Raw genomic sequence first — 12539 nt, forward strand, 5'->3', positions numbered from 1 at the left:
ATGGAACTCTATACGTACTATCGCTCCACTTCGTCTTATCGGGTGCGCATCGCCCTGGCACTCAAGGGCCTGGATTACCGTGCCGTGCCGGTCAACCTGATCGCACCGCCGGGAGGCGAGCATCGTCAGCCGACTTACCTCGCGATCAACCCGCAAGGGCGGGTACCGGCGCTGCGTACCGACGAGGGGGCGCTGCTGGTGCAATCGCCGGCCATCATCGAATACCTGGAGGAGCGTTATCCACAGGTGCCGCTGCTCAATCCTGACCTGGCGGTGCGTGCCCATGAACGCGGCGTCGCCGCCCTGATCGGTTGCGATATCCACCCATTGCACAACGTCAGCGTGCTCAACAAGCTGCGACAGTGGGGGCACGATGAAACGCAGGTGACGGAGTGGATCGGGCATTGGATCAGCCAGGGGCTGGCGGCGGTGGAGCAGTTGATCGGTGACGAGGGCTACTGTTTCGGCCCCGCGCCAGGATTGGCAGATGTCTACCTGATCCCGCAGTTGTACGCGGCTGAGCGTTTCAACGTTTCCTTGCAAGGTTATCCACGGATCCGTCGAGTTGCGGCGCTGGCAGCTGCACATGCCGCGTTCCAGCGGGCGCATCCGGCTCATCAGGTGGACACGCCTGCCAGCTGACATCAAGGGTGGCTGATCTGACGCCATCGCGAGCAGGCTCGCTCCCACATGGTTCGCGTTACACCGTCCCGTGTGGGAGCGAGCCTGCTCGCAATGGCGGCCTGACATTCAATCAGGGCGCCGGCCTCTCTGCAGATCAATGCACAATCGAATTCGGCGGCAGATGCCCCAGCCGTTCTGTCAGCCGGATCCGCTGGATCGGGTCATCACTGAGCATCAGCGCATGTTCCAGGTCGAAGCGTTCGGCGTTGGGGCAGTCGAGCCGCTGGTACAGGCTGGCGCGGGCCAGATAATCGGCGGCGCTGGCGTTGCCGAGTTCCAGCACCCGTTCAGCATCGATCAGCGCGTCGATGTACTCGTCGTTCGTCAGATGCAACTGCCGGAGATTGCGTGACAGGCGCTGGAGCATCTGCAGCGGTTCGGCGCTGGCCAGGTGTTCAGCCTTGAGCGACACGTTCGAACCATATTGGCGCTGCAACAGTTCCCGGCAGTCGTTGGGATACAGCCGACGGCCGCCGCATGGGTCGAGCAGGTGATCGGCACCGGGCACCCGGAGCAGGAAGTGACCGGGGAAATTGACCCCGACCATCGGTATTTCCAGGCCTCGGGCCAATTCCAGGGCAATCAGGGCGAGAGCCAGCGGTTGGCCGCGCTTTCTGGCCAACACTTTGTCGAGCAACGCTACACGCGGGCGCAGGGGCGTGAAATCGTCCTGGGCAAACCCGAGGTCATTCAGGCAGCGCAACAAGGGCTGGCCCAGCTCAGCGACGGGCAGCAACGGCAGGTCATGGCTGACCCGCTGTTGCAGATCCCTGAAGTCCCTCAGCAGGGCCGGTATGTCGACGTCGCGATCATGCTCGGCAGCGATCCAAAGCGCCGCTTCGAACAGCGCAGCAGGCGACCGGTGCAGACATTCAAAAAAGGCTTGGCGCGGTTTCATCACACTCTCCGGACATTGCCTCGTTTTAGCCCTGCCACGGGCTTTCGTCCAGTATCAGAGAGAGGCGGCAACGGTTATGTCCGAAAAGACTGACAGCTGAGGCGACTTATTCCGGCGTGCTCCAGCAAATTTCAGCTACGCGCCTATACTGGCGAAACAAACAGAAGTGATTCGGGAGCCTGTCGATGTTTGCGCTCATGCAAAGCTCCCGCCTTGAATCGCTGCACTTGAGCGTGGACCCGACAACAGGGTTGAAGGCGGTCATTGCCATCCATAGCAGCCGCCCAGGGCCAGCCTTGGGCGGATGTCGTTATCTGTCCTACCCCGACGATGAAAGTGCCGTGGTCGATGCCGTGCGCCTGGCCCAAGGCATGAGCTATAAGGCCGCCCTGGCGGGGCTGCCCGTGGGCGGCGGGGTGGCGGTGATCATGCGTCCGGCCCATGTCGAAAGCCGGGCCGCATTGTTCGAAGCTTTTGGTCGCTGCATCGAGCAACTGGATGGCCGGTACATCACCGCCATCGACAGCGGTACCTCGGTGGCCGACATGGATTGCATCGCCCAACAGACCCGTCATGTCACCAGTACCACCGCCTCGGGAGACCCGGCACCTCACGCGGCGATGGGCGTGTTTGCCGGCATTCGTGCCACGGCCATGGCCCGGCTGGGCAGTGATAACCTTGAAAGCCTGCGCGTGGCGATCCAGGGCCTGGGCAATGTCGGGTACGCCCTGGCCGAACAGTTGCACGCGGCCGGTGCCGAACTGCTGGTCAGCGACATCGACCCCGGCAAGGTGCAACTGGCAATGGAGCAATTGGGCGCCCATCCCATTGCCAACGATGCGTTGCTCAGCACCCCTTGCGACATTCTTGCTCCTTGCGGCCTGGGCGGTGTGCTCAACAGCCATAGCGTGGCGCAACTGCGTTGCTCGGCCGTGGCCGGCTCGGCCCATAACCAGTTGAGCAACCTGCAAGTGGCCGATCAACTGGAAAGGCGCGGGATTCTCTACGCGCCGGACTATGTGATCAACTCCGGCGGCCTGATCTACGTCGCCCTCAAGCATCGCGGCGAAGAGTTGCCAACCATCACCGCTCACCTGTCGAAAATCGCTGCTCGGCTCACGGAAGTCTTTGCCCATGCCCAGGCGGAGAAACGCTCACCAGCCCGGGTGGCGGATGAATTGGCGGAGCGTTTGCTGTATCGCTAACAACGGCTCGCAGCGCACCGCGAACCGTCATGATCAGTTGCCCGCGGCGATGACGGCGGTTTTGGCTTGCCGGGTATGGGTCAGCACGAAATGCGCCACGAGACCGAAGATCAGGCCCCAGAATGCGGCGGCCAGCCCCAGGAAACTCATGCCCGATGCGGTCACCAGGAAGGTGATCAGCGCTGCTTCCCGCTGCTTTTCATCGGCCATGGCTCCGGTCAGCCCTGCGCTGATTGCACCGAACAAGGCGAGGCCGGCGAGGGAGGCGATCAGTTCTTTCGGCAGTGCGGAAAATACCGAGGCCAGCGTTGCGCCGAAGGTGCCCATCAGGATGTAGAACACCCCGCAGGCGATGCCGGCGATGTAGCGTTTGTCGCGGTCCTCATGGGCCTCGCGGCCGGTGCAGATCGCTGCGGTAATGGCCGCCAGGTTCAAACCGTGGGAGCCGAAGGGCGCCATCAGCGCCGCGCCAATTGCAGTGACCGAAATGATAGAGCGCGCCGGCGTGTTGTAGCCCGCGGTCCGTAACACGGCCATGCCCGGTACGTACTGGCCGGTCAGCGTCACCAGCGCCAATGGCAGGCCGATGTTGATGATTGCGTGCCAGCTCCATTCAGGGGCGATAAAGACCGGATGGGCCACCTCGATGGTAATCGAACCACTGTTGAGTTCTCCGAACGCGGCGGCCATCGCGCAGCCGACCACCAGCACCGACAGAATCGCGTAGCGCGGCGAAAAGCGCTTGCAGAGCAGATAAGCCGCAATCATCGACAGTACCAACGCCGGCTGCAGTTTGATCGAAGTGAACAGCTCTGCGCCGAAGCGGAACAGGATGCCGGCGAGCATGGCGGCGGCGATGGCTTTGGGCAGGCGACTCATCAGTTTGTCGAACGCGCCGGACAAACCCACGACGGCAATGATCAGCGACGCCACTGCATAGGCGCCGATGGCCTGGGGCAGGGTGACGGTCGGCAGCATCGACACCAGCAAGGCCGCGCCCGGTGTCGACCATGCGGTGATCACAGGAACACGCAGGCGCCAGCTCAGGAGCAGGCCGGTGATCCCGCTGCCGATGGAAATGGCCCAGATCCATGAGGACACCACATCGTTGGCCAGGTGTGCCTCCTTGGCTGCCTGGAACACGATGATGAGGGGGCCGGCGTAGGAAATGATCACGGCGATAAAGCCCGCGATGATCGCTGACAGGGATAGATCCTTTCTGAGTGTGGCCATGATGTCTCGACTTGGCACGGCAGGAGCGTGCAGTTGATCAGGGATTGATTGAATCGATTGAATCGATTCTGGATGAGTGTATTTGAATGAATTGAATTGATTCAATGGTTCGGTGATAGGTTTCGCAGCGTTCTGCTGTTTTTTTCAATTAACTATATGATTTATATGTATATTAATTTTCAATGCGTTGTCTTTTGAGAACCGGTTTTGGATTGGATATCGAATCAATCGACTCAATTCCTTGATTGTTCCCATCATTAATGGCCTCGCCTCGATGTGATATGCTCGCAAATTCATCATTTCTACGAGGGGCGGCGATCATTCATGTGGATTCCCCAGCTAAGCGAGTTCAACCAGCCGATGTACCTGTCAATTGCCGATGCGTTGGCACGCGACATCGGTAATGGGGTGCTGAGCGAGGGTGACCGCTTGCCGACCCTGCGGGAATTGGCCAATGCCCTGGATGTCACGCCGGGCACCATCAGCCGGGCCTATGGCGAAGCCCATCGACGTGGGCTGGTGCAAGGTGAGGTGGGGCGTGGCACGTATGTGCTCAGCCAGCAGCAACTGGACCTGCCGACAACTCATGGCGCCGCGCCGTTGAACCTGGGGCAGCCCGAACTGCTCGATCTCTCGATCATCAAGCCTTCCAGCGAAACCCTGGAGTACTGGTTGCGCGGTGCGCTGGTGGGCATGGCAAAAAGCACCGATTTTGCCGGCGCCCTGGATTACGCCCCGGACGGTGGTCACCCGGCCCATCGTGAAGCAGGCGCGCAGTGGCTGCGTCATTCGTTGCCCGACGCGCAATGGCAGCAAGTGGTGATCACCGCCGGGGCCCAGCATGGCTTGATGGTCGCGATGAGCGCGCTGACCAACGCTGGCGACCTGGTGCTCTGCGAGGCGCTTTGCTACCCGGGCATCATTTCCCTGGCCCATGGCCTCGAACGCCGCCTGCGCGGTGTGTCGATGGATGACGAAGGCATCATCCCCGAAGCGTTGCGTGAACTGTGTTTGCGAGAGAAACCAGCGATGCTGGTTTGTGTGGCGACTTGCCAGAATCCGACGGCGGCGATCATGTCGCAAAAGCGTCGGGCACAGATTGCCGCGCTGGCCGAGGAGTTCGACTTCATCATCCTGGACGATGATATCTATGGTTTCCTCGCCACCGATCCGTCGACCAGACCGCTGTCGGCTTTTGCGCCGGACCGGTCGGTGTACCTGACCAGTCTGTCGAAGGCGGTCATGCCGGCGCTTCGGGTCGGTTATCTCTACAGCCCGCCGAAACTGCTGTCACGGCTGACCTCGATGGTGCGCAGCAGTGTCTGGATGCCGTCACCGTTGACCGCGCAACTGGCGAGCAATGTGATCACCGAGGGCCTGGACAAGAAACTGATCCGCATCCAGCGCAATGAAGCCGCCGGGCGGCAAGCGATTGCTCGGGAAGTCTTTGCCAACTTCGAGCTCAAGGCCCAGCCCTATGCGTACCATGTCTGGTTGACGCTGCCCGAACCGTGGACCGGCGACGAATTCACGATGCTGGCCCGGGCCAACGGCGTACTGGTACTCAGTGGCTCGCAGTTCCAGGCTGAACGCTCCGGGACTAGCCGAAGTGTAAGGGTGGTGCTGATGTCCCCTACCAGCCAGGACGAGCTGCGTTTCGCCCTGACAAAGTTGGCCAGCCTGATCGATTCCGATCCACGCCGTTACTATTGAGTCGCCCCAGGCTGGACCTCACGCTGCATTGAGCAGTCGGCAACGGCCTCACTCGCTTTCTTCGGTACCCAGAAGCTCCCCGAGGGCGGCTGCGTTGCTTTTGAACGCGGCTGCAAACGCCGCTCTGTTTTTTGCCATGAAGATGCTCGCATCCTCAGCCTGTTTCTCGTTCAGGCCCTGCACGTTCTTCATCAGAACAGTGGTCAGCACCTCCGCCAGTTCGAGCATCTGGTCATGGGCATCAGCGAGCTTACGGTCCAAAAACGTAGTCTCCAAATCACGTGTACTGCGGTACAGAATCTCAACAGCCATGGCTGGCCTCTCGTTTGTTTGCATGTCTGCCGCAAGCATGGGAAGCCAGGCTGCGGAATCTATAAAATCCAAGCATCACGGCTGTGAGGTGCGACGGTCGGTCCCGCCTCGTGCGCCTTCAAACCGGTAATCTGCGAATACTGTATTTATATACAGCCCGGAGGATAAGCGAATCCTTTCTCTTTGGGTAGTGGCTTTTTAATGTAGACCGGTTTCGGCGTTTGTCGTGGGGAGGACGTGTCGGTTGCCAGCCTTTCGCCATCTCACTCACGGCGCTGGCCTTTTTTCTGCATGCAGAACAACCGTCACGTCCAACCCGCATCATTCGGTCGAGTCGACCTAAGGAAACCGTATCGTGAAAATCAACTGGGCCGAGAATCTGCGCCAGAACGTCCATCAGTTGGCCGAGTCCCTGGGCAACCTGTTCGTCGAGACGTTCCACTATCTGGCGCTGTTCGCCATCGGGGCGGTGACCGCATGGGCGGCGGTCATGGAGTTTTTGCAGATGATCGAGGCAGGGCACATCAAGATCGACGATATCCTGCTGCTGTTCATCTATCTGGAATTGGGCGCGATGGTCGGGATCTACTTCAAGACCAACCACATGCCAGTACGGTTTCTGATCTACGTGGCCATCACCGCCTTGACCCGCCTGCTGATCTCCAACGTTTCCCACCACAGCCCGCCGGACCTGGGGATCATCTACCTGTGCGGCGGAATCCTGCTGCTGGCATTCTCGATCCTGGTGGTTCGCTACGCGTCGTCGCAGTTCCCGTCGGTGAAGATCGAGCACCCGCACCGTAAGGTCGGCGCGGGCTCCAGCGAGCATGCAGAAATAGAAAAAGGGGAAATCTAAAGGCTGGCGGAGGCCGGTCCTTGGGTGCGCGGTGGTGGCAGCTTGACGTTGTCGCCGCCGGTCATGGCTTCAAGGATCGCCACGGCGCTGTGGCCCTGTTCGATGGCGATGCCGAACTGAATGCTTTGCACCAGGCGCTTGAGCCGTTCCGGATCGTTGCGCTGCTGGGCACTGATCATGCGCTTGGCGACGATCCGCCCGGCCCGGGACAGGGTCAGCATGATGCTGCCGTCGAGGCCCTGGATGCTCAGGTTGATTTGATACTGCGGCGCAAAAGCGTCGGTAATGATCTGAAAAGGGTTGTCCATGATGCGTCACCGCCTGATTGAACGTGCAGTTGTTGACCGGCCTTGATCGGGATTAGTTCGCAATACCGGACCATCGGCCATTCCATGATCGTGTTCCATCGCTGAGTGCAAGCAACCATCAGCAGATTGCAGCCTCTGGCCGCTGCAATAAGACGATAGCAAGGGGCATGCCGGAAAAACTGTCGGTCAATGTTCGCGGCGAGACAGCTCGCGACGCTCTGGAACGGGACCCCAGGGACTGCCCGTTTCGGGGCGGGATGTTCGTTGACGGTGCGGTGCGGGGCGCAAATCGCGAAAGATGGCGGGGCGAGGAAACTCCCGACATTAACAGCGCTTTTGCCTGTTGTCCGGCTTTATTTGCAAATGAATATTTATCTTTTTAAAGGGCTTGAATTGTTCCTCGGGCAGCCCGACTCTGTACTCAAGGGGCCGTTACGCCAACGTCGACAGGCCCCTGGCGAGCTAGCCGAAATAAGGGATGAACTATGCAAATCCAAGTCAACAGTGATAACCATATTCAAAGCAGCATCCGACTGGAGGAGTGGGTACGTACTACCATCGAAAGCACGCTCGAACGTTATGAGGAAGACCTGACTCGGGTCGAAGTCCATCTGGGGGATGAAAACGGCGCCAAGCCTGGTCCCCATGATCTGCGCTGCCAGATCGAAGCCCGGCCGAAGGGCCATCAACCGATTTCCGTGACGCATAAGGCCGGTTCGCTGGAGGCAGCGATCGAGGGCGCGTCGACGAAGTTGGAAAATGCCCTGGAACATCTGTTCGGCAAGTTGCGTGGCAAACGCGCCGCTGCGGTCCAGACCGAATCCGTGGCCCTGGCCGATGCGATGCTGGAAGAAGAATTCCTGGAGAACGAGCGAGCCGCACGTCACGGCTGAAGTTGCGTTTACCTTTAATCCCAACTGAAAAAACGGGCCTTGCAATTGCAGGCCCGTTTTTCGTTGGCAAGCACCATCAGCGCAAGAAGGCCTGCCGATACTCCCCAGGCGTCGCCCCCAATGCCTGGCGGAAACGGTGGGTGAAGTGACTGGCGCTGGCGAACCCGCAAGCCAGTGCCACGTCGCCCAAGGGTTGTGAGGTGTGGCGCAGCAGGTGCCGCGCCTGTGCCAGGCGCCTCGCCAACACATACTGGTGGGGTGGCAGCCCGAAGCTCTCGCGGAACATCCGGGCGAAGTGGTATTCGGACAGCGCACACAATGCCGCCAATTGCCCGAGGCTGATAGCGTCGGCCAGATGGCTGTCGATGTAATCCACCAGCAACCGGCGTTGGTGTGCGGCGAGCCCGCCTTTGAGGCGCAGGTCCTGGCGTTGGCCGACCTGGCTGAGCAGCAGGTGATTGAGCAGTTCGTGGGCCAGGCTGGTGGTCAGCAGGCGTTCGCCGGGTTCGTCCCAGTTCAAGGCGATCAACTGACGAAAGCGTTGTGCCTGTTGCTCGTCGTCGAGGAACGTCGCCTCACGCAGTTGCACTTGCCGGGGTTCGCGATCCAGCAGCGTGACGCAACCGAGGGCGAACTGTTCGGCGCTGAAGTACAGGTGAGCGAGGCGAATGTCGCCGTTGATGACCCAGGCCGACTCATGGTCCGCCGGCAGGACGCAGAGTTTGTCGGGGGCCCCGAGCGTGTCGGGCCGCTCGCGCCGAAAGGTACCGGTGCCGCCGGCGATGTAGCAGGACAGCGTGTGGTGGGTCGGCGCGTCGTAGTCCCGGGCGTCATGATGATTGGTCCACAAGGCGGCCGCCATGCCGTCACCGAGCTCGGCGCTGTGCTCCAGACGGGCATTGGGCGAGCTGTTGAGGGCTTGAAAGACTTGCAGGGTTTGCAGTGTGGGCATGATCGGTTATCTCCAACGCCTTGCATCCTACTCCGTTGAAAGACCTGTGCCAGCCTGCACGCCGACAAAACCGCAAGTTTACGCAAGCGCCCGGTGGACGGCGGCGTGACACTGAACGCCATCGTCCAGGAGCCGTCACCATGAACCTCTCGTTATACCTGCTCACCGTGCTCATCTGGGGCACCACCTGGATTGCGCTGAAACTGCAACTGGGCGTCGTTGCCATCCCGGTATCGATTGTCTATCGCTTCGGCCTCGCGGCCCTGATCCTGTTCGCAATGCTCCTGCTCAGCCGGCGCCTGCAAGTGATGAACCGTCGTGGGCATTTGATCTGCCTGGCCCAGGGACTGTGCCTGTTCTGCGTCAATTTCATGTGTTTCCTCACGGCCAGCCAGTGGATTCCCAGCGGCCTGGTGGCGGTGGTGTTCTCCACGGCCACGTTGTGGAATGCCCTCAATGCCCGGGTGTTCTTCGGCCAGCGGATCGCCCGCAACGTGCTGTTGGGCGGTGCATTGGGATTGTCGGGGCTGGGGCTGTTGTTCTGGCCGGAACTGGCCGGCCATCACGCGAGCCCGCAGACGCTGCTCGGATTGGCGTTGGCGTTGCTGGGCACGCTGTGTTTCTCGGCGGGCAATATGCTCTCGAGCCTGCAACAAAAGGCTGGGCTCAAGCCGTTGACCACCAACGCCTGGGGCATGGCTTATGGCGCGACGATGCTGGCGGGGTGGTGCCTGTTCAACGGGATTGCTTTCGACATGGAATGGAACCTGCGCTACATCGGTTCGCTGCTGTACCTGGTGATCCCGGGCTCGGTGATCGGCTTCACCGCTTACCTGACGCTCGTGGGGCGCATGGGGCCGGAGCGGGCGGCATATTGCACTGTCCTGTTCCCAGTGGTGGCGTTGAATGTCTCGGCGTTTGTCGAAGGCTACCAGTGGACGGCGCCGGCACTGGCCGGGCTGGTATTGGTGATGCTGGGGAACGTGCTGGTGTTTCGCAAGCCTCGACCAGCGGCGACCAGTGTCGCGCTTTGTGAAAGCAAGGCTTGCCCGCGATGAAGACGACGCGCTCTGTCAGAAACCGAGGCGTTCGTTTCGCGGGCAAGCCGTGCTCCCACAAAGCGGGGCGATGGGATACGGCGCCGGCTTCTACTTCCAGACTTGCGGGTTGACCAGGTTCTGCGGCCGCTCACCCAGCAACGCACTGCGCAAGTTTTCCACCGCGAGATTGGCCATGGCTTCACGGGTTTCGTGGGTAGCCGAGCCGATGTGGGGCAGGGTGACGGCGTTCTTCAGCTGGAACAGCGGCGACTCGGCCAATGGCTCCTTTTCGTAGACGTCCAGCCCGGCGCCGCGGATGCGGTTGTTCTGCAAGGCCTCGATCAATGCCGGCTCATCCACCACCGGGCCGCGGGAAATGTTGACCAGGATCGCGCTTGGCTTCATCAGCGACAGTTCACGCTGTCCGATCAGGTGGCGGGTCTTCTCGCTCAGCGGCACAACGAGGCAGACGAAGTCCGCTTCGGCCAACAACTGGTCCAACTCGCGGAACTGCGCGCCCAGCTGGTTTTCCAGTTCGGTCTTGCGGCTGTTGCCGCTGTACAGGATTGGCATGTTGAACCCCAGCCGGCCACGCCGGGCGATGGCCGCGCCGATGTTGCCCATGCCGACGATGCCCAGGGTCTTGCCGTGCACGTCGCTGCCAAACAGTTGTGGCCCCACCGTCGCCTGCCATTGTCCTGCCTTGGTCCAGGCGTCCAGTTCCGCAACGCGACGGGCACTGCTCATCAGCAGGGCGAAGGCCAGGTCGGCCGTGCTTTCGGTGAGCACGTCGGGGGTGTTGGTGAGCATGATCCCGCGTTCATTGAAGTAGGCCAGGTCATAGTTGTCGTAACCCACCGACACACTGGCAACCACCTGCAGGTTCGTGGCGCCTTGCAATTGCTCGCGACCGAGTTTGCGACCAACCCCGATCAGGCCGTGGGCATGGGGCAGGGCTTCGTTGAACTGTGCATTAATGTCACCCTTCGATGGGTTCGGCACGATCACGTCGAAGTCCTGTTGCAGGCGCTCGACCATCTGGGGCGTGACACGGCTGAAGGCAAGTACGGTTTTTTTCATCGTGCAAGGCTCGTCTTGGAGGCAATACCAAGCACGCTAACATTCTCGGCGAGGGTTAGGCGAGAGGGGGGTGCAGTTTATGACTTGGAATGACCTGTGGGAGCGAGCCTTCTCGCGATGGCAGCGGTTCAGCCAGCGTTGATATTGACTGACATACCGCTATCGCGAGCAGGCTCGCGCCCACAAGGGGCCTTTATGTTGTCTCTAGGCCGCCCGCAACGAAATGAACGCATAATCCGAAGCTGCCTCGGTGACGACCCGAGCCCCACAGGCCATGACCTCGCGGGCGACGTCATCCCCGGACAGATGGAATTGCCATTCACTGGTTTCCTGCGCCGTTGGTCGCAAGCGCACCTGATCGATGGCGGCGGCGAACGCTGTCATGTCCGGCAGATAGGCGGCAAACCCGTCACCTTTCAGCGCGGTGGTATGGATGCCCAAGGCCGCACAGATGCGGTCCTTGATCGCAATCTCTTCGCGATCGGCCTGGCGCGAGCGTTCGATTAGCTCGGCCAGTTCTTTATCAACCAATTTCCCGCCGACGATCAGTTGCGGACCGGTTTCCCAGGATTCCGGGGGGCAGTCCTTCGCTGCGATATTGAGCGGGATATGTGGGTTGATTTCCATCGGATAGATCCGGCACACCAGCGGCCTGCGTTCGTAGATGCTGCACAGGTTTTCTTCGTCGAGATTGTGGCAGCGGCCGGGGTTATAAGCGGCGAAGGTGATCGCCACGAAGGCATCGGTGCCGCCGCTCCGGACCCTCGCGGAACGGCGTTCGGCATGCTCGCGCTGCGCCACCGGCAGACCGAGGCCATTGGGCAGGAAGGCTTCCACCAGGACGATGACCTGGCCGCCGTCGCTTGCCCACATCCGGGCTTCATCGAGGGTCAGGGGAACGTGGTGGCCAGAGCAGCATTTGCCGCAGCCTACGCAGGAAAACGTTGTATTCATTGAGCGACCGGTCGAGAGCTGAAAGGCGGCGACAGAAAAACGCCGTGATGAGCCTCGCGAAGCAAGTTATGCGCCACTCACTGATCGGTCGCGGTGGAGCGTATCGAGTCCCATTCGGTCACGTGGGCGGTCTTGGTTTTCTTGCGGTAGAGGCACAGCTCGGTACCGCTCGCCCCTTTCATGTGTTTCTGCGGGTATTGGCCTTGCAGCAACAGCGCGGTATAGCCGACCCGGTCGTCGAATTGCGCGGCGGTGCCCACCGGCTCGGCGTTCTTCAAGCCACTGGCCTTGATGCAACTGGCCAGCACGGCTTTGTCGTAGGCAGCCCAGGCTTCCGGGCTGGAGGCATGGGCTTGGGAGGCCAGGGCAGCGAGGCCAAGGAGAAACGATGCGCGGATGTTCATCGGGATG

General features: G+C 60.9%; 14 protein-coding genes. 6 read left to right on the forward strand and 8 right to left on the reverse strand.

Annotation, left to right across the window (positions count from 1 at the left end; translation table 11 throughout):
• Window positions 1-642 carry a maleylacetoacetate isomerase gene (gene maiA / locus ACODTO_RS03160; RefSeq protein ID WP_139645858.1) on the forward strand — a complete coding sequence of 214 codons (642 nt, stop codon included), beginning with the start codon at window positions 1-3 and terminating at the stop codon, window positions 640-642.
• A gap of 136 nt (window positions 643-778) precedes the next feature.
• Here the strand turns inward: maiA and ACODTO_RS03165 are convergent, their stop codons facing one another.
• Window positions 779-1582: a SirB1 family protein gene (locus ACODTO_RS03165; RefSeq protein WP_175361714.1), complete on the reverse strand. Its 804-nt coding sequence runs from the start codon at window positions 1580-1582 to the stop codon at window positions 779-781.
• Between the two features lie 185 nt (window positions 1583-1767).
• Here ACODTO_RS03165 and ACODTO_RS03170 point away from each other — a divergent pair, with 185 nt between their 5' ends.
• The gene (locus ACODTO_RS03170; RefSeq protein ID WP_041022375.1) at window positions 1768-2787 is read left to right on the forward strand and encodes a Glu/Leu/Phe/Val dehydrogenase family protein; all 1020 of its coding nucleotides are present in this window, start codon (window positions 1768-1770) and stop codon (window positions 2785-2787) included.
• 33 nt (window positions 2788-2820) lie between these two features.
• Here the strand turns inward: ACODTO_RS03170 and ACODTO_RS03175 are convergent, their stop codons facing one another.
• Complete coding sequence (locus tag ACODTO_RS03175; protein WP_464710431.1) at window positions 2821-4020, reverse strand: benzoate/H(+) symporter BenE family transporter; 1200 nt, start codon at window positions 4018-4020, stop codon at window positions 2821-2823.
• Window positions 4021-4344: 324 nt separating this feature from the next.
• Here ACODTO_RS03175 and ACODTO_RS03180 point away from each other — a divergent pair, with 324 nt between their 5' ends.
• Window positions 4345-5733 carry an aminotransferase-like domain-containing protein gene (locus ACODTO_RS03180; RefSeq protein WP_489105951.1) on the forward strand — a complete coding sequence of 463 codons (1389 nt, stop codon included), beginning with the start codon at window positions 4345-4347 and terminating at the stop codon, window positions 5731-5733.
• A 48-nt stretch (window positions 5734-5781) separates the two neighbouring features.
• Here the strand turns inward: ACODTO_RS03180 and ACODTO_RS03185 are convergent, their stop codons facing one another.
• Window positions 5782-6045, reverse strand: coding sequence for a YebG family protein (locus ACODTO_RS03185; RefSeq protein ID WP_139645866.1), 264 nt, complete (start codon window positions 6043-6045; stop codon window positions 5782-5784).
• Window positions 6046-6400: 355 nt separating this feature from the next.
• Here ACODTO_RS03185 and ACODTO_RS03190 point away from each other — a divergent pair, with 355 nt between their 5' ends.
• Entirely contained in the window at window positions 6401-6901 is a 501-nt protein-coding gene (locus ACODTO_RS03190; RefSeq protein WP_041022371.1) for a phosphate-starvation-inducible protein PsiE, read from the forward strand.
• On the opposite strand, the gene ACODTO_RS03195 is transcribed toward ACODTO_RS03190, so the two are convergent.
• The gene (locus tag ACODTO_RS03195) at window positions 6898-7209 is read right to left on the reverse strand and encodes a DUF3509 domain-containing protein (RefSeq protein WP_139645868.1); all 312 of its coding nucleotides are present in this window, start codon (window positions 7207-7209) and stop codon (window positions 6898-6900) included. The two genes, ACODTO_RS03190 and ACODTO_RS03195, sit on opposite strands and share 4 nt — an antisense overlap.
• Before the next feature lie 485 nt (window positions 7210-7694).
• On the opposite strand from ACODTO_RS03195, the gene ACODTO_RS03200 reads away from it, so the two are divergent.
• Window positions 7695-8102, forward strand: a complete 408-nt coding sequence (locus ACODTO_RS03200; protein ID WP_047699635.1) for an HPF/RaiA family ribosome-associated protein — start codon at window positions 7695-7697, stop codon at window positions 8100-8102.
• Between the two features lie 76 nt (window positions 8103-8178).
• Here the strand turns inward: ACODTO_RS03200 and ACODTO_RS03205 are convergent, their stop codons facing one another.
• Window positions 8179-9054 (reverse strand): helix-turn-helix domain-containing protein, encoded by an 876-nt coding sequence (locus ACODTO_RS03205; RefSeq protein ID WP_139645870.1) that lies wholly within the window; start codon window positions 9052-9054, stop codon window positions 8179-8181.
• A gap of 140 nt (window positions 9055-9194) precedes the next feature.
• Between ACODTO_RS03205 and ACODTO_RS03210 the strand changes: the two genes are divergently transcribed.
• Entirely contained in the window at window positions 9195-10112 is a 918-nt protein-coding gene (locus tag ACODTO_RS03210; protein ID WP_139645872.1) for a DMT family transporter, read from the forward strand.
• A 90-nt stretch (window positions 10113-10202) separates the two neighbouring features.
• On the opposite strand, the gene ACODTO_RS03215 is transcribed toward ACODTO_RS03210, so the two are convergent.
• The 3 genes from ACODTO_RS03215 to ACODTO_RS03225 all read right to left on the reverse strand — a co-directional run bounded on the left by ACODTO_RS03215 (window position 10203) and on the right by ACODTO_RS03225 (window position 12532).
• The gene (locus tag ACODTO_RS03215; protein WP_139645874.1) at window positions 10203-11174 is read right to left on the reverse strand and encodes a 2-hydroxyacid dehydrogenase; all 972 of its coding nucleotides are present in this window, start codon (window positions 11172-11174) and stop codon (window positions 10203-10205) included.
• A gap of 204 nt (window positions 11175-11378) precedes the next feature.
• Window positions 11379-12128 (reverse strand): YkgJ family cysteine cluster protein, encoded by a 750-nt coding sequence (locus tag ACODTO_RS03220; protein WP_139645876.1) that lies wholly within the window; start codon window positions 12126-12128, stop codon window positions 11379-11381.
• Between the two features lie 77 nt (window positions 12129-12205).
• Window positions 12206-12532 carry a hypothetical protein gene (locus ACODTO_RS03225; protein ID WP_139645878.1) on the reverse strand — a complete coding sequence of 109 codons (327 nt, stop codon included), beginning with the start codon at window positions 12530-12532 and terminating at the stop codon, window positions 12206-12208.
• Between the last annotated feature and the right edge of the window lie 7 nt (window positions 12533-12539).

This window comes from Pseudomonas sp. FG13 (genome assembly GCF_057809755.1).

Coding starts and splice junctions, on each gene's coding strand:
- ACODTO_RS03215 (WP_139645874.1), bottom strand. CDS start 11,174: ATGAAAAAAACCGTACTTGCCTTCAGCCGTGTCACGCCCCAGATGGTC.
- ACODTO_RS03205 (WP_139645870.1), bottom strand. CDS start 9,054: ATGCCCACACTGCAAACCCTGCAAGTCTTTCAAGCCCTCAACAGCTCG.
- maiA (WP_139645858.1), top strand. CDS start 1: ATGGAACTCTATACGTACTATCGCTCCACTTCGTCTTATCGGGTGCGC.
- ACODTO_RS03170 (WP_041022375.1), top strand. CDS start 1,768: ATGTTTGCGCTCATGCAAAGCTCCCGCCTTGAATCGCTGCACTTGAGC.
- ACODTO_RS03165 (WP_175361714.1), bottom strand. CDS start 1,582: ATGAAACCGCGCCAAGCCTTTTTTGAATGTCTGCACCGGTCGCCTGCT.
- ACODTO_RS03220 (WP_139645876.1), bottom strand. CDS start 12,128: ATGAATACAACGTTTTCCTGCGTAGGCTGCGGCAAATGCTGCTCTGGC.
- ACODTO_RS03185 (WP_139645866.1), bottom strand. CDS start 6,045: ATGGCTGTTGAGATTCTGTACCGCAGTACACGTGATTTGGAGACTACG.
- ACODTO_RS03200 (WP_047699635.1), top strand. CDS start 7,695: ATGCAAATCCAAGTCAACAGTGATAACCATATTCAAAGCAGCATCCGA.
- ACODTO_RS03175 (WP_464710431.1), bottom strand. CDS start 4,020: ATGGCCACACTCAGAAAGGATCTATCCCTGTCAGCGATCATCGCGGGC.
- ACODTO_RS03180 (WP_489105951.1), top strand. CDS start 4,345: ATGTGGATTCCCCAGCTAAGCGAGTTCAACCAGCCGATGTACCTGTCA.
- ACODTO_RS03210 (WP_139645872.1), top strand. CDS start 9,195: ATGAACCTCTCGTTATACCTGCTCACCGTGCTCATCTGGGGCACCACC.
- ACODTO_RS03225 (WP_139645878.1), bottom strand. CDS start 12,532: ATGAACATCCGCGCATCGTTTCTCCTTGGCCTCGCTGCCCTGGCCTCC.
- ACODTO_RS03195 (WP_139645868.1), bottom strand. CDS start 7,209: ATGGACAACCCTTTTCAGATCATTACCGACGCTTTTGCGCCGCAGTAT.